This window comes from Rhizobacter sp. AJA081-3 (genome assembly GCF_017795745.1).
Lineage (GTDB): Bacteria > Pseudomonadota > Gammaproteobacteria > Burkholderiales > Burkholderiaceae_C > Piscinibacter.
On sequence record NZ_CP059067.1, the window covers coordinates 2,978,761 to 3,005,232 of the forward strand.

Consider the following 26,472-nt stretch of genomic DNA (forward strand, 5'->3'; position numbering starts at 1 on the left):
AGCGATATTCGTCAGGCCTTCTGCTTGACGTAACGGCCCGGTGCGGGCTCGATGGCCTTGTGGCTGCGATTGCCGTAGCCCTTGGGCGCAGCGATCTGCTTGCCGGCGTGGGACTTCAGCCAGGCAGCCCAGTCGGTCCACCAGCTGCCCGGATGCTCCTTGGCCTTGGCGAACCATTCCTTCGCGTCGGCCGGAACGGCATTCGTGCCGCCGATCCAGTGGCTGCGCTTGCCCTTGGCCGGCGGGTTGATCACCCCGGCGATGTGGCCCGAGGCACCCATCACGAAGCGGATCTTCCCCTTCGCGCCGGTGAGCACCTGTGTGTTCTGGTAGGCACCATCCCAGGGCACGATGTGGTCTTCGCGCGAGGCGTAGACGTAAGTCGGCGCCTTGATGGCCCCGAGGTCGACCTTCTCGCCGCACACCGTCACCTTGCCGGGCTTGGCCAGGTTGTTCTCGTGGTACGTGTTGCGCAGGTACCAGCAGTACATCGGCCCGGGCAGGTTGGTGCTGTCGCTGTTCCAGTACAACAGGTCGAAGGGCGGGGGCGTCTCGCCCTTGAGGTAATTGCCGACGACGTAGTTCCAGACCAGGTCGTTCGGGCGCAGGAAGCTGAAGGTCGAGGCCAACTCCTGGCCCTTGAGCAGGCTGCCGCCACCGGGGCTCTGGGGGCCGAGCGTCATCTCGCGCATCTGCACCATCGTCTCGTCGATGAACAGGTCGAGCACGCCGGTGTTGGAGAAGTCCAGCAGCGTGGTCAGCAGCGTCACGCTGGTGGCCGGCTGCTCGCCGCGCGCGGCCAGCACCGACAGCGCGGTGGCGAGGATCGTGCCGCCGACGCAGAAGCCCAGCGTGTTGAGCTGCTCGCTGCCGGTGATGTCCTGCACCTCGCGGATGGCGCGGACCGCCGCGTTCTCGATGTACTGGTCCCAGGTGTACTGGGCGATGCTGTCGTCGGCGTTGCGCCAGCTGATCACGAAGAGGCGGTGGCCCTGCTCGACCGTGTAGCGGATCAGCGAGTTCTCCGGCTGCAGATCCATGATGTAGTACTTGTTGATGCACGGCGGCACGAACAGCATCGGCCGCTCGTAGACCTTGGCCGTCAACGGCTTGTACTCGATCAGCTGGAACAGTTCGTTCTCGAACACCACCGCGCCTTCGGTCGTGGCCACGTTGCGGCCCACCTCGAAGACGCTCTCGTCGGTCTGCGAGAGGTGGCCCTGCTGGATGTCGTTCCACAGGTGCTTGAGGCCCTGGCCGATGCTCTCGCCCTTGGTCTCGAGCGCCTTGCGCTGCGCCTCGGGATTGAGCGCGAGGTAGTTGCTCGGCGAGGCGGCGTCCACCCACTGCTGCACCGCGAAGCGGATGCGCTGCTTCGTCTTGACGTCGCCCTCGACGGCGTCGGCCATCTCCATCAGGGTGCGCGCATTGAGCAGGTACATCTGCGCGATGTAGGCGCTGGCCGGATTCTTGGCCCATTCCTGCGCGGCAAAGCGTTTGTCGGCGGCCTTGGATGCGGCCGCATCGGGGTTGGCTTCGCGCAGGTTCAGGTTCCACAGATCGGTGGCCTGCTTGAGATAGTCGGCCTGCAGCTTCGACACCGCGGGCAGCGGCAGATTCAGCCCGGACATCGACTTCCAGATCTCGCCGACAGTCGAGCCGAAGGCCTTGGCGGCGTCGGCCGGGTCGGTGGGCACGGATGCCCCGGTCGCGGCACGGGAAGTGGCTTTCATGTAAGTCTCCTCACGGATGCTTCCGATCCGGTGAATCTGTTCTAGTTGTGTGCGTTTTTACCGCGCGAAGCTTACCACATAATGACAGTCAATTTCACCATTCGGTAAGAACCATGTATCTCGTCGCGATCGCCTGGGGTTACGTGGTGCTGATGATGGCCGTCGCGGAGGCCACTGCGCCGAATGGGACCGTGCTCGGTGCGGTCTTCACCTTCCTGCTCTACGGCGCGCTGCCCTTGTCCATCGTGCTGTACATCCTGGGCACGCCCTCGCGGCGGCGTCTGCGCATCGCCCAGGAGCGAGCGCCAGCCGCGTCAGACGCGCCGCTCCAGCCAGATGGCGGCGACCATGCGGCCGGTGACACCGTCGCGCCGGAACGAAAAGAACCGTGAGTCGTCCTCGAAGGTGCACCAGTCGCCGCCACTGAGCTGCGTCACGCCGGCCGCCCGCAGGCGCTGCCGGGCCAGGCCGGCCAGGTCGGCCATCCACTTGCCCGGCGCATGCGGGCGGAACAAGGCGGAGGTCTCGTCCGACGCATCGGTGCCGAAGGCCCTCAGCACATCGGCGCCGACCTCGAAACGGCGCGGCCCGATGCACGGGCCCAGCCAGACCTGCACTTCGGCGGGCGCACAAGCCGCCGCCTCGCACAAGGACTCGAGGGTGGCCTCCAGCACGCCCGCCGACAGCCCGCGCCAGCCGGCATGGGCGCCGGCCACGCCCCGCGCGCCGGGCGCGGCGAACAGCACCGGCAGACAGTCCGCCACCTGCACGGTGCACGCCAGGCCCGGCTCGGTGCAAACGCTGGCATCGGCCTGCGGCAGGCCACCGACGTGGGACGACGTGAGCCGCACCACGCCGTGGCCGTGCACCTGATCCAGGTACACCGGCTTCGCACCGATGGAAGCCGCCAGCAGCGCCTGGTTGTGCGCCACCGCCGCCGGGTCGTCACCGAGCCCGGCGCGGATGTTCATGCCGGCGAACGGGCGCTCGCTGACGCCGCCCCGGCGTGTCGTCATGAGCGCCCCCACACCGGGCACGTCCCAGTCCGGGCGCAGCCAGTCGGGATGCCCGGCGTTCGCGAGGTCCGTCATCGGCGCTCAGGCCGCGTCCGGGCAGGCCGAGGGCTGCGTCTTGGCGAAGGCGTCGTGCGCCATGCAGGTCTCGAAGATGCGCATCACGGTGGGCACGTGGTCGAGCCGGCAGTCCATGCGCTTCGCGTTGTGGATCTGCGGCACCAGCACCACGTCGGCCAGGGTCGGCGCGTCGCCGTGGCAGAAGCGGCCGGTCGCCGGATGCGCGGCGAGTTGCTGCTCGACGGCCTCGAGCCCGGTCTCCACCCAATGCCGGTACCAGCGGTTCTTGTCGTCTTCCGAGACCTTCAGGTCATGGACGAGGTAGCGCAGCACGCGCAGGTTGTTCAGCGGGTGGATCTCACAGGCCACGTCCAGCGCGAGTGCGCGGATGCGTGCACGCTCGAGTGCCGTGCCGGGCAGCAGCGGCGGCTGCGGGTGCAGTTCGTCGAGGTACTCGATGATGGCCAGCGACTGCGTGACGATGCGCTCGTCGTCCTTGAGCAGCGGCACCAGGCGCGCCGGCGACAGCGCCGCGTACGACTCCTTGAAGTGCTCGTTGCGCGCCAGCTGCACCGGCATGTAGTCGTAGTCCAGGCCCTTGAGGGCCAGCGCGATGCGCACGCGGTACGACGCCGACGAGCGGAAGTAGTTGAAGAGCTGCAATGTCATGCCGTGACTCCCGTGTGAACTCAGCCCTGCACCACCTGCACCTGCAACGTGCCCACGCCGTCGATGCGCGCGCTCAGCGTGTCGCCCACCACCACCGCAGCCACGCCCTCGGGCGTGCCGGTGAAGATCAGGTCGCCGGGCGCCAGCGTCCAGGCCGCGGACACGTGCTCGATGATCTCGGGGATGCTCCAGATCAGCTTGCCGATGGTGCTCGATTGCCGCTTTGCGCCGTTGACATCGAGCACGATCGTGGTGTCGGGGCCGACCTGGCACTGCGCCGCCGGACGGATCGGCCCGATCGGCGCCGATTCGTCGAAACCCTTGCCGATGCACCAGGGGCGGCCCTGCTTCTTGGCCTCGCCCTGCAGGTCGCGGCGCGTCATGTCCAGGCCGACGGCGTAGCCCCAGACATGCTTCATGGCGTCGACCGCGGCGATGTTGCGGCCACCCTGGCCGATGGCCACGACCAGTTCGACCTCGTGGTGCAAATCCTTCGTGAGGCTCGGGTAGTGCATGCGACCCACCTTCCCCTCGGCCACCGGCAGCACGGCGTCGGCCGGCTTCATGAAGAAGAACGGCGGCTCGCGGCCGGTGAAGCCCATCTCCTTGGCATGCTCGACGTAGTTGCGGCCAACGCAGTAGATGCGATGCACCGGGAACAGCGCATCGGGCGCGCCACCGGCGACGGGCACGGCGGCGGCAGCGGGCGGCGTGACGACGAAACTCATGGGCAGGTCTCCAGGCAGGGGTCGCGAATCGTCGTCGATGATGCCACGCAGGCGGTCATAAGCCACGGCCGCACGCCCGGTGGCGGCGAAGCGCGCGCTACACTGCCGCGGCCATGTTCACCCCCCGCAGCATCAAGCACTGCCGTGCCTGCGGCGCGCCGGCGCAGTACGCCGTGCCGGCCGAAGACAACCGCGAGCGGGCCACCTGCACCGCCTGCGGCACCATCCACTACGAGAACCCGCTGAACGTGGTCGGCACCGTGCCGGCCTGGGAAGACCGCGTGCTGCTGTGCCGCCGCAACATCGAGCCGCGCCACGGCTTCTGGACGCTGCCGGCCGGTTTCATGGAACTCGGCGAGAGCACCGCCCAGGGTGCGCTGCGCGAGACCATCGAAGAGGCCGGTGCCAACGTGGAGATGCTGGACCTGTTCACTGTGCTCAACGTGGTGCGCGTCGGCCAGGTGCACTTCTTCTACCGGGCGCGCATGCTCGACACCACTTTGGCCCCGGGCCCGGAGACCATCGAGGCCCAGCTCTTCAGCGAAGCCGAGATCCCCTGGGAGCAGATCGCCTTCCGCACCGTGAAGGAAACCCTGCACCGCTACTTCGACGACCGCCGCAAGGGTCAATTCGGCATCCACTGCGCCGATATCGGTTGATCGGACGAAACGCGCCCATGACCCAGCCCACCCCGCAGGACCCCGCCGCGGCCGCCAAGGCCAACACCGTGCGCCTGCGCGAGGACCTGATCCACCCGGACCCGCTGCTCGACTGCCTGGTCGAGCTGTGCCGGCTGCATGGCCAGGCGGCCACGCGCGCCTCGCTGTCGGCCGCGCTGCCATTGCGCGACGGCCGGCTGACCATCGAGCTGGCCGAGCGCGCCGCCGCGCGCGCCGGCATGACGACGCGCCTGCAGCGCCTGACGCTGGACGCGCTGGACACGGCCGCCCTGCCCGCCGTGCTCGTGCTCAAGGACAACCGCGCCTGCGTGCTGCTCGGCTTCGATGCCGACGGTGCGCAGGCCCGCGTGCTGCTGCCCGAGACCGGCCAGGGTTCGGTGAACCTGTCGCGCGACGATCTGGCCGAGCGCTATACCGGCGTCGTGCTGTTCGCCCGGCCGCACTTCCGCTTCGACAGCCGCACCGAGCGTGCCGACTCGAAGGCCCGGCCGCTCGCCTCCGGACACTGGTTCTGGGGCGCGCTGCTCGAGCAGCGTTTCGTCTACCGCGACGTGCTGTGGGCCGCGCTGCTGATCAACCTGTTCGCGCTGGCTTTCCCGATGTTCTCGATGAACGTCTACGACCGCGTGGTGCCGAACAACGCCGTCGAGACGCTGTGGGCGCTGGCGATCGGCGTCGTGCTGGTGCTCGGCGCCGACCTGTTCATGCGATTGTTGCGCAGCCGTTTCGTCGACGAGGCCAGCGCGCGGGTCGACGTGAAGATCTCCGCCACCCTCATGGAGCGCGTGCTGGGAATGCGGCTGGAGCAGCGGCCGGAATCGGTCGGCTCCTTCGCCGCCAACCTGCGCGGCTTCGAGCAGGTGCGCGACTTCATCGCCTCGGGCACCGTCACCGCACTGATCGACCTGCCGTTCGCGCTGCTTTTCGTCATCGTGCTGGCCTGGATCTCGCCGTGGCTGGGCGTGCCGGTCGTCGTGGCAGCGTTGCTCATCCTGCTGATGGGCTGGGTGCTGCAGCACCGGCTGCACGAACTGTCCGAATCGACCTGGCGCGCCGGCGCGCAGCGCAACGCCACGCTGGTGGAAAGCCTCACCGGCATCGAGACGATCAAGGCCCAGGGCGCCGAGAGCGTGGTGCAGGCGCGCTGGGAGCGCGTCAACGCCTTCCTCGCCGCCACCGGCGTGAAGATGCGCGGCGTGTCATCCACCGCGATGTACCTGACCTCCTTCCTGACGCAGGCGGTGACGGTGGCCATCGTGACCATCGGCGTGTACCTGATCCACGAGCGCGAGCTGACGATGGGCGCGCTGATCGCCGCGTCGATGCTCGCCGGGCGCGCGCTGGCGCCGGCCGGGCAGATCGTCGGGCTGCTGATGCAGTACCAGGGTGCGCGCACCGCGATGAGCAGCCTGGAGCAGATCATGGCCAAGCCGGTCGAGCGGCCGGCCGGCGACAACTTCATCCACCGCCCGCAGCTGCGCGGCGACATCGAGTTCCGCAACGTGCAGTTCGCCTACCCGAACCGCAAGGATTCGGCGCTCGAGGGCATCAGCTTCAAGATCGCCGCCGGCGAACGGGTGGCGCTGATCGGCCGCGTGGGCTCGGGCAAGTCGACCATCCAGCGCCTGATCATGGGCCTGTACCAGCCCACCGACGGCGCCGTGCTGATCGACGGCATCGATCTGCGCCAGCTCGACCCGGCCGACGTGCGCCGCAACCTGGGCTGCGTGTCGCAGGACGTGATGCTCTTCTACGGCTCGATGCGCGAGAACATCACGCTGGGGCTGCCCTATGCCGACGACGGCGCCGTGCTCGCGGCGGCCGAGACGGCGGGCCTGGCCGAGTTCGTGAACCGCCATCCGCGCGGCTTCGACATGCCGGTGGGCGAACGCGGCGAGTCGCTCTCGGGCGGGCAGCGCCAGAGTGTCGGCCTGGCGCGCGCGCTGCTGCACAACGCACCGATCCTGCTGCTCGACGAGCCGACCAGCGCGATGGACTTCAGCTCCGAGGCGCAGATCACCGCGCGCATGACGGCCTTCGCGCAGGACAAGACGGTGGTGCTGGTGACGCACCGCACCTCGATGCTGGCGATGGTCAACCGCGTGATCGTGGTCGACGGCGGCAAGATCGTCGCCGACGGCCCGCGCGACCGCATCATGGAAGCGCTGGCCAGCGGCCGCGTCGCGAGGGCGGCATGAAGCTCGACGCGATGAACCGATTCACCGCCACTGTCTCGCGGAGGCTGTTCGGCGAACCCATGCAGGAAGCCGATACCGGCCTGCGCAGCTTCGAGGTCGAGGCCGACGCGGTGATGAGCCGCCAGCGCACCCAGCGCGCGCAGACCATCGTGCGCACCGCGGTGGGCGTGGTCGCCCTGCTGATCCTGTGGGCCTCGCTGGCGCATGTCGACGAAGTCACGCGAGGCGACGGCCGGGTGATCCCGTCGCGCCAGTTGCAGCTGGTGCAGTCGCTGGATGGCGGCGTGGTGTCGGAAATCCTCGTCAGGGAAGGCCAGGTGGTCGAGCGCGACCAACTGCTGCTGAAGATCGACGAGACCCGCGCCACCTCCGGCGTGCGCGAGAGCGCCGCCACCGGTTTCGCGCTGCGCGCCCGCCAGGCGCGGCTGCGCGCGCTGGCCGACGGCACCAGCTTCCTGCCGCCGGCCAGCGGCGGCGACGACGAGAAGGCCATCGTCGACGGCGAGCGCCGCCTCTACGAGACGCGGCTGTCGGAGATGAACACGATGCTGGCCATCAACCGCCAGCAGTTGCAGCAACGCGAGCAGGAGCTCGCCGAGATGCGCGCGCGGCGCTCGTCGGCCGAGCGCAGCCTCGACCTGGGCCAGCAGGAACTGGCGAAGACGCGCCCCTTGCTGGCCAGCGGCGCCGTCTCCGAAGTCGACATCCTGCGCCTGGAGCGCGACGTGGCACGCAGCCGCGGCGAGTCGGAGCAGGCCGGCGCGCAGATCGCCCGCGTGCAGGCGGCCATCGGCGAGGCCCAGCGCAAGATCCAGGAGACCGAACTCACCTTCCGCAACGACTCGCGCAAGGAACTGGCCGAGGTGGTGGGCAAGCTCAACGCGCTGAACGAAGGCGCGGTGGCGCTGGCCGACAAGGTCGACAAGTCGCAGATCAAGAGCCCAGTGCGCGGCCGGGTGCAGCGGCTGCTGGCCAACACCGTGGGTGGTGTGATCCAGCCGGGCAAGGACATTGTCGAGATCGTGCCGCTGGACGATGCGCTGGTGCTGGAGGCGCGCGTGCAGCCCAAGGACATCGCCTTCATCGCGCCTGGCCAGGCCGCCACCGTGAAGTTCAGCGCCTACGACTTCTCCATCTACGGCGGCATGGCCGCCGAGGTGGAGAACATCAGCCCCGACACCGTGGTCGACGAGCGCGGCAACGCCTTCTACCTGGTGCGCGTGCGCACCAAGGGCGCCAAGTTCAACGACAAGCTGCCCATCATCCCGGGCATGACCGCCGAGGTCGACATCCTCACCGGCAACAAGACGGTGATGGCCTACCTGCTCAAGCCGGTGCTCAAGGCCAAGGCCTACGCGCTGCGCGAACGCTGACACGCTGCGGCCGCCGGCCGCGACTTCCTTCCTCAAGTTGGCCGCTGGAGCTCCGAGAACCCGATCACGGGCGTCTTCGCGGAGCGTCGTTTCGCGCCACGGGAGCCCACCTTATCGCTGCACGGAGGCCGCGATAAGGTGATGTCCGTCACACCGCTCACATCATGAAGCGCATTTAACGCAGCCGGCTCCGTTACGCTCCGTTGCTACTGCAGAGCAGCATATGAAACAAGGCCCCGCCATGCCCGTGATCGCCCGTTCCCCCGAAGGAAAAGTCGTCTCCCTTTGGGGTACCGCCCTGATTCGCGGCGCCGACGGCCAGCTGCGCGTGCTCAAGGTCGGCGACATGGTGCGCAAGGGCGACCAGATCCTGACCACCCAGAACGGCATCGTCCAGATCAGCAACGGCGACGAACCGACTCCCGCTGCCGAAGCCAAGGCGCCGGCGGACAACGATGTCGACCGGGCGATCAGCGAACTGAATTCGGGCGATCGCCAGGCGGCACCGGCAGCCGGCCTGGCTGGCGGCGAAGGAGGCAGCCTGGAAGCCGCGCTGCGTGTGGACCGCATCGCCGAGCCTCTGGGCGCGGGCGTGTTGCCGCGGGCCGCGGACGAAACCACTGTGCAGACGCAACCCGACGGCACCGGCACCGCCGTGGCCGAGCCGGACCCTGCGCCGGGCCTGCCCGCTCTGGGCGCGCCCTCCAGCGCCATCTCGACCGCCGAAGAGGGCTCGACCACCAACCTCGGTCTCGCCGCCCCGACCGGCCCCGCCGCCAACGGCAGCATCCGCGTCGACCAGGTGCCCGCCGTGGGCGAGATCCGCAAGGCCGACGGCACGCTGGTCACCGCCGGCACCGTGCTGACGCCTGCCGACCTTCCCGGGCTCGTCTACACACCGCCAGCCGACTACGACGGCGTCGCGCCGGTCGGCAACTTCAGCTACACGCTCACCGCCGACGGCCAGACGGTCACCGGCGGCACCACCATCACGTTGGCCGCCGTGAACGACCCGCCGGTGGCCACGCCGGCCACGCTGACTGGCAACGAAGACGGCGCGCTGCCGGTGTCGCTGGGCGGCACCGACGTCGACGGCCGCATCGTCGGCGTCACCGTCACTTCGATCCCTGCCGGAGCCACGCTGCTGCTGGCCGACGGCGTGACGCCGGTGCTGGCCGGCCAGACGCTGACGCCGGAGCAGGCAGCCACGCTGCTGTTCCGCCCCGCTGCCGACTTTTCCGGCAACCAGACCCTCCTCTTCACCGTGACCGACAACGGCGGCGCCGTGTCGGCACCGGCCGCCGTGTCGATGACCGTCGTCGCCGTCAACGACCTGCCAGTGCCGCTGGCCAGCTCGGGTGGCAGCGGCTCGGAAGACTCGCCTGTGGCCGTGCGCCTGGGCGGCACCGACGTCGACGGCACCGTGACCTCGGTGACGGTGACCACGCTGCCCGGCAACGGCACGCTGTACCTGGCCGATGGCGTGACCCCGGTCGTGTCCGGCACGCCGCTGACGCCGGCACAGGCCGCGAGCCTGGTGTTCGTGCCCAACCCCGATTTCAACGGCAACGTGACGATCGGCTTCACCGTGACCGACAACGACGGCGCGACGTCCGCCCCGGCGTCGGCGGTGGTGGCAGTCGCGCCGGTCAATGACGGCCCTGTGGCCGGCAACGACGGCGCCAGCTTCGCCGAAGACAGCGTCGCCACCGGCAACGTGCTGGGCAACGACAGCGATGTGGACGGCCCGTCGCTGTCCGTGACGTCCTTCGTGTTCGGCGGCGTGAGCTTCCCGGCCGGCAGCACCGCCATCGTGGGCGGCGTGGGCACGCTGGTGATCAATGCCGACGGCAGCTGGAACTTCACGCCGGCAGCCAATTTCACCGGCCCGGTGCCGGCCATCCAGGTGACCACCACCGACGGCAGCCTGAGTGCCACCAGCACGCTGTCGCTGACCGTCACGCCGGTCAACGACGCGCCGCTGGCACAGGACGATCTGGCCTCGACGCCGATCAACACGCCGGCGACGATCGCCGTCCTGGCCAACGACAGCGATGTCGAAGGCGAAGCCCTCACCGTGACGGGCGCCAGCCTGGCCAACCCCGCGCAGGGCACCGTGACGGTGAACCCGGACGGCACGCTGGGCTTCGTGCCCGCGCTGAATTTCACCGGCACGGCCACGATCACCTACACCGTGCGTGATGCCTCCGGCGCCTCGACCACCGCGACCGTCACCGTCAACGTGGGCAACAACACCGCGCCCGATGGCGCCGACGTGACGCGCAGCCTGCCCGAAGACGGCAGCTACACCGTGCAGGCCGGCGACTTCGGCTTCACCGACGCCGACGCGGGGCAGACCCTGGCCAACGTGCGCATCGACAGCCTGCCCGCCGCGGGCGCGCTGCTGCTGAATGGCGTGCCGGTGACGGCGGGCACCGTCGTGTCGCTGGCACAACTGGCCGCCGGCGATTTGACCTTCGTACCGGCCGTCGACGGCAACGGCGCGCCCTACGCCAGCTTCGGCTTCAGCGTGCAGGACAGCTCGGGCGGCTTCGACACCACGCCGAACACCTTCCGCTTCGACGTGACGCCGGTGAACGATGCGCCGGTGGCCGCGATCGACACGGCCAGCACCAACGAGGACACCGCGCTGACCCTCACGCCGGCCACGCTGCTGGCCAACGACAGCGATGTCGACGGCGACACGCTGTTCATCACCTCGGTGCAAGGTGCCGTGAACGGCAGCGTCGCCCTGGTCGGCGGCAATGTCGTCTTCACGCCGGCGGCCAACTACAACGGGCCGGCGTCGTTCACCTACACCGTCATCGACGGAAACGGCGGCAGCTCGACGGCCACTGTCAACCTCACCATCAATGCGGTGGGCGACGCTGCGCTGATCTCCGCCGGCGCGGGCAGCGTCACCGAAGACGTGGGTGTGACGGGCGGCAATCTCTCGACCGGCGGGACGCTCACCATCACGGATCCGGACGCTGGCGAGGCCAGCTTCCAGGCGCAGGCAGTCAACGGGGCGTACGGCAGCTTCTCGCTGGGCACCAACGGTGTCTGGACCTACGTCGCTTCGAACACCAACCCCGCCATCCAGGCACTCGGCGCCGGCGACACGCTCACCGAGACCTTCACAGTCACCTCCGCTGACGGCACCTCGTCCTCCGTCGTCGTCACCATCAACGGCACCAACGATGCGGCGGTGATCTCGGCTGGCACCGGCTCGGTCACCGAGGATGTCGGTGTGGTCGGCGGCAACATCGCCACCGGCGGCACGCTGACCATTGCGGATGCGGACGCTGGCGAGGCGACTTTCACTGCCCAAACCACCGCCGGCGCCTACGGCAGCTTCACGCTGGGCACCAACGGTGTCTGGACTTACACCGCCGCCAACACCAATCCCGCTATTCAGGCCCTCGGCGTCGGTGCCACCCTCACCGAGACTTTCACGGTCACCTCTGCGGACGGCACCACTTCGTCGGTGGTCGTCACCATCAACGGCACCAACGATGCGGCGGTGATCTCCGCCGGCACGGGCGCGGTCACCGAAGACGTCGGCGTGGTTGGCGGCAACATCGCCACCGGTGGCACTCTGACCATCAGCGATGCCGACAGCGGCGAAGCCAGCTTTGCGGCGCAGACCACTGCAGGGACCTACGGCAGCTTCTCGCTGGGCACCAACGGTGTCTGGACTTACACCGCCTCGAACACCAACCCCGCCATCCAGGCACTCGGCGCCGGCGACACGCTCACCGAGACCTTCACGGTCACCTCCGCTGACGGCACCACTTCGTCGGTGGTCGTCACCATCAATGGCACCAATGACGCGGCGGTCATCTCGGCCGGCACCGGCTCGGTCACCGAAGACGTTGGAGTCACCGGCGGCAACATCGCCACCGGTGGCACTCTGACCATCAGTGATGCCGACAGCGGGGAAGCCACGTTCACCGCGCAGACCGCCGCCGGCACCTACGGCACGTTCACGTTGGGCACCAACGGCGTGTGGACCTACACCGCCGCCAACACCAACCTGGCCATCCAGGCGCTCGGCACAGGTGACACGCTCACCGAGACCTTCACGGTCACCTCCGCGGATGGCACCACGTCCTCCGTCGTCGTCACCATCAACGGCACCAACGATGTGGCGGTGATCTCCACCGGCACGGGCTCGGTTACCGAAGACGTCGGCGTGGTCGGCGGCAACATCACCACGGGCGGCACGCTGACCATCAGCGATGCCGACAACGGCGAGGCCACTTTCACGGCACAGACGACGGCGGGCACCTACGGCAGCTTCTCTCTGGCGGCGAACGGCACGTGGACCTACGTCGCCTCGAACACCAACCCCGCCATCCAGGCACTCGGCACCGGCGATACGCTCACCGAGACTTTCACGGTCACTTCTGCGGACGGCACGTCCTCCTCCGTCGTCGTGACCATCAACGGCACGAACGATGCGGCCGTCATCTCGGCTGGCACCGGCTCGGTCACCGAGGATGTCGGCGTGGTCGGCGGCAACATCGCCACCGGCGGCACTCTGACCATCAGCGATGCCGACGGCGGCGAAGCCACGTTCACCGCCCAGACCACGGCTGGCTCCTACGGCAGCTTCACGCTGGGCACCAACGGTGTCTGGACTTACACCGCACCGAACACCAATCCCGCCATCCAGGCCCTCGGCGTCGGTGCCACCCTCACCGAGACTTTCACGGTCACCTCCGCGGATGGCACCACCTCGTCGGTTGTCGTCGCCATCAACGGCACCAACGACGGCCCGGTGGCGCAGGCCAATGCGCTGAGCACCGACGAGGACACGGCTCTGACCATCGCGCCGGCCACACTGCTGGCCAACGACAGCGACCTCGACGGCGACACGCTGACCATTGCCACGGTACAGGACGCCGTGAACGGCAGTGTCGCCCTGGTCGGCGGCAATGTCGTCTTCACGCCAGCGGCCAACTACAACGGCCCGGCCTCGTTCACCTATACCGTGTCCGACGGCAACGGCGGCACGTCCACCGCCACCGTCAACCTCACGATCAACCCCGTCAACGACGTGCCGACGGCGAACGCCGACACCGCCAGCACCGCGATCAACACCACGCTGCCGTCGATCGCCGTGCTGGCCAACGACAGCGATGCCGACGGCGACACGCTGACGGTCACCAGCGCGACGCTGGCGAACCCGGCCCTGGGCAGCGTCAGCATCAACCCCGACGGCACGTTGGCATTCACGCCGGCGCTCAACGTGGCCGGTCTGGTCATCATCAACTACACGATCAGCGACGGCCAGGGCGGCACCAGCGGCGCCACGCTCTCCGTGAACGTCGGCGCCAACAACGCGCCCACCGGTACGGATGCAACGATCACGATCGCTGAAGACGGCAGCCGCGCTCTTACCGCCGCCGACTTCGGCTTTGCCGATGCCGACCTCGGCCAGACGCTGGCCGCCGTGCGCATCGACGCCCTGCCCGCAGCCGGCACGCTGACGCTGGGCGGCTTGGCCGTGGTGGCCGGCCAGGTGATCGACGCGGCCGACTTCGGCCAGCTCGTCTACGCCCCCGCTCCGAATGCCAACGGCAATGGCTACGCCGGCTTCACCTTCAGCGTGCAAGACAGTGCCGGTGCCTTCGATGCCTTGCCGAACACGATCACCGTGAATGTGACGCCGGCGCCCGACGCTGCAGTCATCAGTGGTGTTGCCGTCGGCACGACGGTCGAAGACACGACCCTGAGCTCCGGCGGCCAGCTTCTGGTCAGCGACCCGGATGCAGGCGAGGCGGCCTTCCAGCCGCAGGTCAACGCAGCGGGAACCTATGGCAGCCTGACCATCGACGCGGGCGGTGCCTGGAGCTACGCGCTGAACAACGGCGACCCGGTCGTGCAATCGCTCGGTCAGGGCGAGACGCGCACGGACACTTTCACCGTGCGCAGCATCGACGGCACGCCGCAGCTCATCACGATCACCGTGACCGGCACGAACGACGCGGCGGTGCTCTCGGCCGGCACCGGCAGCGTCACGGAAGACACCAGCGTCGTCGCGGGCAACTTGTCGACGGGCGGAACGCTGACGATTGCCGATGCGGATGCCGGCGAGGCGAGCTTCCAGGCGCAGGCGACGAACGGCGCTTACGGCAGCTTCAGTCTGGCCACCAATGGCTCGTGGAGCTATGTCGCGTCGAACTCCAGCCCGGCGATCCAGGCACTCGGCGCGGGCGACACGCTGACCGAGACTTTCACGGTCACTTCGGACGACGGCACTACTTCGTCGGTGGTCGTCACCATCAACGGCACCAACGATGCGGCCGTCATCTCGGCTGGCACTGGCTCGGTCACTGAGGATGTCGGTGTGGTCGGCGGCAACATCGCCGCCGGCGGCACGCTGACCATTGCGGATGCGGACGCTGGCGAGGCGACTTTCACTGCCCAAACCACCGCCGGCGCCTACGGCAGCTTCACGCTGGGCACCAACGGTGTCTGGACCTACACCGCCTCGAACACCAACCCCGCCATCCAAACGCTCGGCACGGGCGACACTCTCACCGAGACCTTCACGGTCACTTCGGCGGACGGCACCTCGTCCTCCGTCGTCGTCACCATCAACGGAACGAACGATGCGGCGGTGATCTCGGCTGGCACCGGCTCGGTCACCGAGGATGTCGGTGTGGTCGGCGGCAACATCGCCACGGGCGGCACTCTGACCATCAGCGATGCCGACAGCGGCGAGGCCAGCTTCACCGCACAGACGACAGCGGGCACCTACGGCAGCTTCTCTCTGGGCGCCAATGGCGTCTGGACCTACTCGGCCTCCAACACGAACCCGGCGATCCAGGCACTCGGCACAGGTGACACGCTCACCGAGACCTTCACCGTCACCTCCGCGGATGGCACCACGTCCTCCGTCGTCGTCACCATCAACGGCACGAACGATGCCGCCGTCATCTCGGCTGGCACCGGCTCGGTCACCGAGGACGTCGGTGTGGTCGGCGGCAACATCGCCACCGGTGGCACGCTGACGATCAGTGATGCCGACAGCGGCGAAGCCACGTTCACCGCCCAGACCGCCGCCGGCACCTACGGCACGTTCACGTTGGGCACCAACGGTGTCTGGACTTACACCGCATCGAACACCAATCCCGCCATCCAGGCCCTCGGCGTCGGTGACACCCTCACCGAGACTTTCACTGTCACCTCGGCAGACGGCACCAATTCATCGGTCGTCGTCACCATCAACGGCACCAACGATGCCGCCGTCATCTCGGCTGGCACCGGCTCGGTCACCGAAGATGTTGCGGTCAATGGCGGCAACATCGCCACCGGTGGCACGCTGGCCATCAGCGATGCCGACAGCGGCGAAGCCAGCTTCACCGCACAGACGACGGCGGGCACCTACGGCAGCTTCACGTTGGCCACCAACGGCGTCTGGACCTACACCGCTCTCAATACGAACCCGGCGATCCAGGCACTCGGCACGGGCGACACCCTCACCGAGACCTTCACCGTCACCTCCGCTGATGGCACGACCTCCTCCGTCGTCGTCACCATCAACGGCACCAACGATGCGGCAGTCATCTCGGCCGGCACGGGCTCGGTCACCGAGGATGTCGGCGTGGTCGGCGGCAATATCGCCACCGGTGGCACGCTGACGATCAGCGACGCCGACAGCGGCGAAGCGGCGTTCACGGCACAAACCACGGCGGGCTCTTACGGCATCTTCACGCTCGCACCCAACGGCGTATGGACCTACACCGCCCTCAATACGAACCCGGCGATCCAGGCGCTCGGCACAGGTGACACCCTCACCGAGACCTTCACCGTCACCTCCGCCGACGGCACCACTTCTTCCGTCGTCGTCACCATCAACGGCACCAACGATGTGGCCGTGATCTCGGCCGGCACGGGCTCGGTCACAGAGGACGTCGGCGTGGTCGGCGGCAACATCGCCACCGGCGGCACGCTCACCATCAGCGATGCCGACAGTGGCGAAGCCAACTTCACCGCACAGACGACGGCGGGCACCTACGGCAGCTTCACGTTGGCCACCAACGGCGTCTGGACCTACACCGCTCTCAACACGAACCCGGCGATCCAGGCCCTCGGCACCGGCGACACCCTCACCGAGACCTTCACCGTTACCGCCGCTGACGGCACGACCTCCTCCGTCGTCGTCACCATCAACGGCACCAACGATGCCGCCGTGATCTCGGCCGGCACGGGCTCGGTCACCGAGGATGTCGGTGTGGTCGGCGGCAACATCGCCACCGGCGGCACGCTGACGATCAGTGATGCCGACAGCGGCGAAGCCAGCTTCACCGCACAGACGACAGCGGGCACCTACGGCAGCTTCTCGCTGGGCACCAACGGTGTCTGGACTTACACCGCCTCGAACACCAACCCCGCCATCCAGGCACTCGGCGCCGGCGACACGCTCACCGAGACCTTCACGGTCACCTCCGCTGACGGCACCACTTCGTCGGTGGTCGTCACCATCAACGGCACCAACGATGCGGCGGTGATCTCCGCCGGCACTGGCTCGGTCACCGAGGATGTCGGTGTGGTCGGCGGCAACATCGCCACCGGCGGCACGCTGGCCATCAGCGATGCCGACAGTGGCGAAGCCAGCTTCACCGCACAGACGACGTCGGGCACCTACGGCAACTTCACGCTGGGCACGAACGGCGTGTGGAGCTACACCGCTCTCAATACGAACCCGGCGATCCAGGCCCTCGGCACGGGCGCCACGCTCACCGAAACCTTCACGGTCACCTCCGCGGACGGCACCACGTCCTCCGTCGTCGTCACCATCAACGGCACCAACGATGCGGCGGTGATCTCCGCCGGCACCGGCTCGGTCACCGAAGACGTCGGTGTGGTTGGGGGCAACATCGCCACCGGCGGGACGCTGACCATCAGCGATGCCGACAGTGGCGAGGCCAGCTTCACGGCCCAATCCACGGCGGGCACCTACGGCAGCTTCACGCTGGCTGCCAACGGCGTATGGACCTACTCCGCCCTCAATACGAACCCGGCGATCCAGGCACTCGGCACCGGCGACACGTTGACCGAGACCTTCACCGTCACCTCGGCCGACGGCACCACCTCCTCCGTCGTCGTCACCATCAACGGTACCAACGATGCCGCCGTGATCTCGGCCGGCACGGGCTCGGTCACCGAAGATGTTGGCGTGGTCGGGGGCAACATCGCCACCGGCGGCACGCTGACCATCAGCGATGCTGACGGCGGTGAGGCCAGCTTCACGGCGCAATCCACCGCCGGCGCCTACGGCAGCTTCACGCTGGGCACGAACGGCGTTTGGACCTACGTCGCGTCGAACACGAACCCGGCGATCCAGGCGCTCGGCGCGGGCGACACCCTTACCGAGACCTTCACGGTCACCTCCGCCGACGGCACCACGTCCTCCGTCGTCGTCACCATCAACGGCACCAACGACGCCGCCGTGATCTCGGCCGGCACGGGTTCGGTCACCGAAGATGTTGCGGTCAATGGCGGCAACATCGCCACCGGTGGCACGCTGACCATCAGCGACGCCGACGCTGGCGAGGCCACGTTCACCGCACAGACCACCGCAGGCACTTATGGCAGCTTCACGCTGGGCACCAACGGCGTGTGGACCTACACCGCGTCGAACACGAACCCGGCGATCCAGGCACTCGGCACAGGCGACACCCTCACCGAGACCTTCACCGTTACCGCCGCTGATGGCACGACCTCCTCCGTCGTCGTCACCATCAACGGCACGAACGATGCCGCCGTGATCTCGGCGGGCACGGGCTCGGTCACCGAAGACGTCGGCGTGGTCGGCGGCAACATCGCCACCGGCGGGACGCTGACCATCAGCGATGCCGACAGTGGCGAAGCCAACTTCACCGCACAGACGACGGCGGGCACCTACGGCAGCTTCACGTTGGCCACCAACGGCGTCTGGACCTACACCGCTCTCAATACGAACCCGGCGATCCAGGCACTCGGCACGGGCGACACCCTCACCGAGACCTTCACCGTCACCTCCGCTGATGGCACGACCTCCTCCGTCGTCGTCACCATCAACGGCACCAACGATGCGGCAGTCATCTCGGCCGGCACGGGCTCGGTCACCGAGGATGTCGGCGTGGTCGGCGGCAATATCGCCACCGGTGGCACGCTGACGATCAGCGACGCCGACAGCGGCGAAGCGGCGTTCACGGCACAAACCACGGCGGGCTCTTACGGCATCTTCACGCTCGCACCCAACGGCGTATGGACCTACACCGCCCTCAATACGAACCCGGCGATCCAGGCGCTCGGCACAGGTGACACCCTCACCGAGACCTTCACCGTCACCTCCGCCGACGGCACCAATTCGTCCGTTGTCGTCACCATCAATGGCACCAACGACGCCGCGGTGATCTCCGCTGGCACGGGCTCGGTCACCGAGGACGTCGGTGTGGTCGGGGGCAACATCGCCACCGGCGGGACGCTGACCATCAGCGATGCCGACAGTGGCGAGGCCAGCTTCACCGCACAGACGACGACGGGCACCTACGGTACCTTCACGCTGGCTGCCAACGGCGTGTGGAGCTACACCGCTCTCAATGCGAACCCGGCCATCCAGGCGCTCGGCGCGGGCGACACGCTCACCGAAACCTTCACCGTCACCTCGGCCGACGGCACCACGTCCTCCGTCGTCGTCACCATCAACGGCACGAACGATGCCGCCGTGATCTCGGCCGGCACAGGCTCGGTCACCGAAGATGTTGGCGTGGTCGGCGGCAATATCGCTACGGGGGGCACGCTGACGATCAGCGACGCCGACAGTGGCGAAGCGGCGTTCACCGCGCAGACCACCGCGGGTACTTACGGCAGCTTCACGCTGGGAACCAACGGCGTGTGGAACTACACCGCGTCGAACAGCAACCCGGCGATCCAGGCACTCGGCACGGGTGACACGCTCACCGAGACCTTCACCGTCACCTCCGCTGATGGCACGACCTCCTCCGTCGTCGTCACCATCAACGGCACCAACGACGCCGCCGTGATCTCGGCCGGCACGGGTTCGGTCACCGAGGATGTTGCGGTCAATGGCGGCAACATCGCCACCGGCGGCACGCTGACCATCAGCGATGCCGACAGCGGCGAAGCCAGCTTCACGGCACAGACCACGGCGGGTACGTACGGCAGCTTCACGTTGGCCACCAACGGCGTCTGGACCTACACCGCTCTCAATGCCAACCCAGCCGTCCAGGCGCTCGGTACAGGTGACACGCTCACCGAAACCTTCACCGTCACCTCGGCGGATGGCACCACTTCCTCGGTCGTCGTCACCATCAACGGCACCAACGACGCCGCCGTCATCTCGGCCGGCTCCGGCTCGATCACCGAAGACGTCGGTGTGGTCGGCGGCAACATCGCCACCGGCGGGACGCTGACCATCAGCGATGCTGACAGCGGTGAGGCCAGCTTCACGGCGCAATCTACCTCGGGCACCTACGGCAACTTCACGTTGGGCACGAACGGCGTTTGGACCTACGTCGCGTCGAACACGAACCCGGCGATCCAGGCGCTCGGCACGGGCGACACGCTCACCGAGACCTTCACCGTCACCTCCGCCGACGGTACGACCTCCTCCGTCGTCGTCACCATCAACGGCACCAACGATGCCGCCGTGATCTCGGCGGGCACGGGTTCGGTCACCGAAGATGTCGGCGTGGTCGGCGGCAACATCGCCACCGGCGGCACGCTGGCCATCAGCGATGCCGACAGCGGCGAAGCCAGCTTCACGGCGCAATCCACCGTGGGCACCTACGGCACCTTCGTGCTCGCCGCCAATGGCGTGTGGACCTACTCGGCCTCCAACACGAACCCGGCGATCCAGGCACTCGGCACCGGCGACACCCTCACCGAGACCTTCACGGTCACTTCGGCTGATGGTACGACCTCCTCCGTCGTCGTCACCATCAACGGCACCAACGATGCCGCCGTGATCTCGGCCGGCACAGGCTCGGTCACTGAAGACGTCGGCGTGGTTGGCGGCAACATCGCCACCGGCGGCACGCTGACCATCAGCGATGCCGACAGCGGCGAAGCCAGTTTCACGGCGCAATCCTCGGCGGGCACCTACGGCAACTTCACGCTGGGCACGAACGGCGTTTGGACCTACGTCGCGTCGAACACGAACCCGGCGATCCAGGCGCTCGGCGCGGGCGACACCCTTACCGAGACCTTCACGGTCACCTCCGCCGACGGCACCACGTCCTCCGTCGTCGTCACCATCAACGGCACGAACGATGCGGCCGTGATCTCGGCCGGCACGGGTTCGGTCACCGAAGATGTTGCGGTCAATGGCGGCAACATCGCCACCGGTGGCACGCTGACCATCAGTGACGCCGACAGCGGCGAAGCCAGCTTCACGCCTCAGACGACCGCCGGAACCTACGGCAGCTTCACGCTGGGCGCCAATGGGGTCTGGACCTACGTGGCCGCCAACAGCAATCCGGCGATCCAGGCGCTCGGCATCGGCCAAACGCTCACCGAGACCTTCACGGTCACCTCGGCTGATGGCACGAGTTCCTCCGTCGTCGTCACCCTCAGAGGCACCAACGATGCGGCCGTGATCTCCGCCGGCACGGGTTCCGTCACCGAGGACGTCGGCGTGGTCGGCGGCAACATCGCCACCGGGGGCACGCTGACCATCAGCGATGCCGATAGCGGCGAAGCCAGCTTCACCGCACAGACAACAGCGGGCACCTACGGCAGCTTCACGCTGGGCACCAACGGCGTCTGGACCTACACCGCTCTCAATACGACCCCGGCGATCCAGGCCCTCGGCACCGGCGACACCCTCACCGAGACCTTCACCGTTACCGCCGCTGACGGCACGACCTCCTCCGTCGTCGTCACCATCAACGGCACCAACGATGCCGCCGTGATCTCCGCCGGCACGGGCTCGGTCACCGAGGACGTCGGTGTGGTCGGCGGCAACATCGCCACCGGCGGCACGCTGACTATCAGTGATGCCGACAGCGGCGAAGCCAGCTTCACCGCACAGACGACAGCGGGCACCTACGGCAGCTTCTCGCTGGGCACCAACGGTGTCTGGACTTACACCGCCTCGAACACCAACCCTGCCATCCAGGCGCTAGGCACCGGCGACACGCTCACCGAGACCTTCACGGTCACGTCCGCCGACGGCACCAGTTCGTCGATCGTCGTCACCATCAATGGCACGAACGATGCCGCCGTGATCTCGGCCGGCACCGGCTCGGTCACCGAGGATGTCGGCGTGGTCGGCGGCAACATCGCCACCGGCGGCACGCTGACGATCAGCGATGCCGACAGCGGCGAGGCCACTTTCACGGCACAGACGACGGCGGGCACCTACGGCAGCTTCTCGCTGGGCACCAACGGTGTCTGGACTTACACCGCATCGAACACCAATCCCGCCATCCAGGCCCTCGGCGTCGGTGACACCCTCACCGAGACTTTCACAGTCACCTCTGCGGACGGCACGTCCTCCTCCGTCGTCGTGACCATCAACGGCACCAACGATGCCGCCGTCATCTCGGCTGGCACCGGCTCGGTCACCGAGGACGTCGGTGTGGTCGGCGGCAACATCGCCACCGGTGGCACTCTGACCATCAGCGATGCCGACAGCGGCGAAGCCAGCTTCACCGCGCAGACCACGGCGGGTACCTACGGCAGCTTCTCTCTGGGCACCAACGGTGTCTGGACCTACACCGCTCTCAATACGAACCCGGCCATCCAGGCGCTCGGCACCGGCGACACGTTGACCGAGACCTTCACAGTCACCTCTGCCGACGGCACCACGTCCTCCGTCGTCGTCACCATCAACGGTACCAACGATGCCGCCGTGATCTCGGCCGGCACGGGCTCGGTCACCGAAGACGTTGGAGTCACCGGCGGCAACATCGCCACCGGCGGCACGCTGACGATCAGCGATGCCGACGGCGGCGAAGCCAGCTTCACCGCACAGACGACAGCGGGCACCTACGGCAGCTTCTCGCTGGGCACCAATGGTGTCTGGACTTACACAGCAGCCAACAGCAACCCGGCCATCCAGGCCCTCGGCGCTGGTCAGACGCTCACAGAGACCTTCACCGTCCGTTCGACGGACGGCACGACATCCTCCGTCGTCGTCACCATCAACGGCACCAACGACGCGGCCGTGATCTCGGCTGGCACGGGCTCGGTCACCGAGGATGTCGGTGTGGTCGGCGGCAACATCGCCACCGGTGGCACGCTCACGGTCACGGATGCCGACGCCGGTCAGGCAAGCTTCCAGGCTCAAGCCTCCACCGCAGGCAGCTACGGCACCTTCACTCTCGGCGCCAACGGTGCCTGGACTTACACCGCGGTGAACAGCAACCCTGCCGTTCAGGCGCTCGGGTTCGGCCAGACGCTGACCGAGACCTTCACCGTGCGCTCCACCGATGGCACGACCTCTACGGTCATCGTCACCATCAACGGCACCAACGATGCCGCCGTCATCTCGGCCGGCACCGGCTCAGTCACCGAGGATGTCGGTGTGGTCGGCGGCAACATCGCCACCGGCGGCACCTTGACCGTGACGGATGCCGATTCGGGCCAGGCGAGCTTCCAGCCCCAGCCTGTGACGGCCGGCACCTATGGCATCTTCACTCTGACGGCCGGCGGCGCCTGGACCTACACCGCGGCCAACGGCAACCCGGCCGTCCAGGCTCTCGGCGCAGGCCAGACGCTCACCGAATCCTTCACCGTTCGCTCGACGGATGGCACCACCTCGACTGTCGTCGTTACGATCAATGGCACCAACGACGCGCCCGTCGCGCAGGCGGCCAGCGTCAGCGTCGCAGAAGACGCGGCCATCGTGAACGGCGCGGTCACCGCGACCGACATCGACACCGGCGCCACGCGCACCTTCGCCTTGAACGGGGCAGCCCCGGCCGGCCTGACCTTCAACAGCAACGGCACCTACAGCTTCAATCCGGGCAACGCGGCCTACCAGTCGTTGGCCGCCGGGCAGACGCAGGTCATCACCGTGCCCTACACGGTGACCGACAACGCCGGCGCGACGTCGACTGCCAACCTGGTCATCACCGTGACCGGCGTCAACGACACGCCCGCCATCGGCGGCCCGCTGACCGGCACGGTGCGCGAGGACACCACACTCACTGCCACCGGCACGCTGACGATCACCGATGCCGATGCGAGCCAGTCCTCGTTCGTCGCGCGCACCGCGGTCGCCGGCACCTACGGCAGCTTCTCGATCACCACCGGCGGCGTCTGGACCTACACCCTGGCCAACACCGCCGCCAACGTGCAAGCCCTGCCGGCCGGCAGCTCGGTGACCGAAAGCTTCGTGGTCACCAGTGCCGACGGTACGCCGCGCACGGTGGTCGTCACGGTCAACGGCATCAACGATTCCCCGATCGCACAGGCTGCCAGCTTCAGCGTCGCCGAGGACGCAGCGATCGTGAATGGCTCGGTCACGGCCACCGACGTCGACACCGGCAGCACGCTGAGCTTCGCGCTCAACGGCGCGGCCCCGGCAGGCCTGACCTTCAACAGCAACGGCACCTACAGCTTCAACCCGGCCAACGCGGCCTACCAGTCGCTGGGCTTCGGGCAGTCGCAGCTGATCACCGTGCCCTACACGGTGACCGACAACAACGGCGCCACGTCGACGGCCAACCTGGTCATCACGGTCAACGGGACCAACGATGCGCCGGTGGCCAACGTCGACACCGTGGCAGCGACCGAAGACATCGCGCTGACGATCGCACCGGCCACGCTGCTGGGCAACGACACCGACATCGACAGCGGTGACGTGCTCAGCGTCTTCAGCGTGCAGGATGCCGTGGGCGGCACGGTGGCGCTCGTGGGCGGCAACATCGTCTTCACGCCGACGCCGCAATACAGCGGTGCGGCCAGCTTCACCTACACGGTGAGGGACAGCCAGGGCGCCTCCTCGACAGCCACCGTCAACGTCAACGTCGCCGCGGTGGCGGATGCGCCGACGCTGGTGATCGACACCTCGACCTCGACCAGCGGCACCGTCACCAGCCCGGCCCTGCCGCCGAGCACCGGCCTGACGCGCGCGTTCTACGACAACATCGCCTCGGTCGACACATCGAACGCCGGCAACATCTCGACCCTCGAGAACGCCGTCGAGAACGCCACCCCGACCTCGAGCTCGGTGGTCACCAACGTGTCCCTGGCCACCATCGGGCAGGACGACGCCTATCGGTACACCGGCTACATCTTCCTTCAGGCAGGCAACACCTACACCATCAACGGCAGCCGCGACGACACGCTGATGGTCAAGCTCGGCGGCTCGCAGGTGTACGGCGTGGGCTACAACAACTACGGATCCTTCAATGCCACGGCGTTCACGCCGGCGGTGTCCGGCTACTACTCGATCGAGGTCACGGCCTACAACGGCGACGGTCCGGGCGACCTGGACATCAACATGTCGGTCAACGGCGCGGCCGCGGTCGACCTGAGCACCGCCAACTTCAGCCTCTATGCCAACGCCAGCGGCTTCGCCGGCGGCACGGTGAACGGCCCGCTGGTGCCGAACAACGACGGCGGCTACTTCCCGGCCGTCCACAGGGTCGGCAACGAGGACACGGCGATCCGCCTGGGCAGCATCACCGCCAGCCTGAACGACACCGACGGCTCGGAGACGCTGAGCGTGAGCATCGGCAGCATCCCGGCAGGCGCGATCCTGAGCGATGGAACGAACAGCTTCACCGCCGCCGCCGGCTCCACCAGCGTCAACGTGACGGGCTGGGCTCTGAACAACCTGACTCTGACGCCGCCGGCCAACTTCTCCGGCAACATCTCGCTGAACGTCTCCGCCACGGCCACCGAAGGCACCGGCGCCACGGCCACCACGCAAAGCCCGCTGGTGGTGGTGGTCACGCCGACGGTCGATGCACCGGTGATCTCGGGCAACACGACGATCGTGACGATGGCCCAGGGCATCGGCGGCCAGTCGACCGTCAACCTGCCGGTGCTCGCCACGCTGGTCGACACCGACGGGTCGGAAACGCTCTCCATCGCCATCTCCGGGGTGCCGACCGGTGCGACGTTCAATCACGGAACCTCCACCGGCAACGGCGTCTGGACCTTCAGCGCCGCGAACCTCGCCGACCTGACGATGACCTTGCCGGCTGGCTACTCCAGCCCGAGCACGGGCACGGCGCTGACCGTGACGGTCGCCTCGACCGAGACGGCCAGCGGATCGGCGGACTCGGTCTCGTCGACGATCACGCTGTTCGCGGACTACACGACGTCGAACACCGGTGGCGCGAACAACAACGCCAACTCGCTCAACGGCAGCGGTGGCAACAACTACATCGACGGCCTGGGCGGTGACGACAACATCTCGGGCAACGCCGGCAACGACTACATCATCGGCGGCAGCGGCGCCGACACGCTCAACGGCGGCAGCGGCAACGACATGCTGCTCGGCGGCATCGGCAACGACATCATCCTCGGTGGCACCGGCTCCGACATGATCCGCGGCGGTGCGGGCAACGACACGCTGACCGGTGGCGCCACTGCCGGTGCGGCGGACGCCACCGCCGACGTGTTCGCCTGGTCGCTGGCCGACGCAGGCACGGCCGGCGCGCGCGCCACGGACACCATCACCGACTTCAACGTCGGCGCGGTGTCTGCCGGCGGCGACGTGCTGGATCTGCGCGACCTGCTGTCGGGCGACGTGATGGGCGCGGGCAACACCGCGGGCAACCTGATCAACTTCATGGAGTTCGAGGTCAGCACCACCGGCGGCGTGACCTCAACGACCATCCACATCAGCTCGACCGGCCAGTTCGCCGGCGGCGTCTATGTGGCGGGCCAGGAAGACCAGGCCATCGTGCTGCAGGGCGTCAACCTGCCGACGGCACTCGGCCTGGGCGCAGGTGCCACCGACTCGCAGATCCTTCAGGAACTGCTGACCCGCGGCAAGCTGATCGTCGACAGCGCACCCTGAGATACGCAGCGGACTCG

At 68.0% G+C, this 26,472-nt stretch carries 9 protein-coding genes; 5 read left to right on the plus strand and 4 right to left on the minus strand.

What is annotated here, in order from left to right; all coding sequences use genetic code 11:
- Positions 1 to 11: 11 nt before the first annotated feature.
- Entirely contained in the window at positions 12 to 1,733 is a 1,722-nt protein-coding gene (phaC, locus tag HZ992_RS14185; protein WP_209382492.1) for a class I poly(R)-hydroxyalkanoic acid synthase, read from the minus strand.
- 113 nt (positions 1,734 to 1,846) lie between these two features.
- Here phaC and HZ992_RS14190 point away from each other — a divergent pair, with 113 nt between their 5' ends.
- Positions 1,847 to 2,125, plus strand: a complete 279-nt coding sequence (locus HZ992_RS14190) for a hypothetical protein (protein WP_209382493.1) — start codon at positions 1,847 to 1,849, stop codon at positions 2,123 to 2,125.
- Here HZ992_RS14190 and pgeF read toward each other — a convergent pair.
- From pgeF to HZ992_RS14205, 3 genes are read right to left on the minus strand one after another with little or no spacing between them, the layout of a single operon-like run.
- Positions 2,048 to 2,824 carry a peptidoglycan editing factor PgeF gene (gene pgeF / locus HZ992_RS14195; RefSeq protein WP_245213027.1) on the minus strand — a complete coding sequence of 259 codons (777 nt, stop codon included), beginning with the start codon at positions 2,822 to 2,824 and terminating at the stop codon, positions 2,048 to 2,050. The two genes, HZ992_RS14190 and pgeF, sit on opposite strands and share 78 nt — an antisense overlap.
- 6 nt (positions 2,825 to 2,830) lie before the next feature.
- Entirely contained in the window at positions 2,831 to 3,469 is a 639-nt protein-coding gene (gene maiA / locus HZ992_RS14200; protein ID WP_209387183.1) for a maleylacetoacetate isomerase, read from the minus strand.
- A gap of 26 nt (positions 3,470 to 3,495) precedes the next feature.
- A complete protein-coding gene (locus HZ992_RS14205; protein ID WP_209382494.1) occupies positions 3,496 to 4,203 on the minus strand; it encodes a fumarylacetoacetate hydrolase family protein in 708 nt (235 codons plus the stop codon).
- 113 nt (positions 4,204 to 4,316) lie between these two features.
- Between HZ992_RS14205 and HZ992_RS14210 the strand changes: the two genes are divergently transcribed.
- The 4 genes from HZ992_RS14210 to HZ992_RS14225 all read left to right on the plus strand — a co-directional run bounded on the left by HZ992_RS14210 (position 4,317) and on the right by HZ992_RS14225 (position 26,455).
- Entirely contained in the window at positions 4,317 to 4,862 is a 546-nt protein-coding gene (locus HZ992_RS14210) for an NUDIX hydrolase (RefSeq protein WP_209382495.1), read from the plus strand.
- A 17-nt stretch (positions 4,863 to 4,879) separates the two neighbouring features.
- Positions 4,880 to 7,081, plus strand: coding sequence for a type I secretion system permease/ATPase (locus HZ992_RS14215; RefSeq protein WP_209382496.1), 2,202 nt, complete (start codon positions 4,880 to 4,882; stop codon positions 7,079 to 7,081).
- 11 nt (positions 7,082 to 7,092) lie between these two features.
- Entirely contained in the window at positions 7,093 to 8,454 is a 1,362-nt protein-coding gene (locus tag HZ992_RS14220) for an HlyD family type I secretion periplasmic adaptor subunit (protein ID WP_245213030.1), read from the plus strand.
- A gap of 241 nt (positions 8,455 to 8,695) precedes the next feature.
- Positions 8,696 to 26,455, plus strand: coding sequence for a VCBS domain-containing protein (locus tag HZ992_RS14225; protein ID WP_209382498.1), 17,760 nt, complete (start codon positions 8,696 to 8,698; stop codon positions 26,453 to 26,455).
- The last annotated feature ends 17 nt before the right edge of the window (positions 26,456 to 26,472 follow it).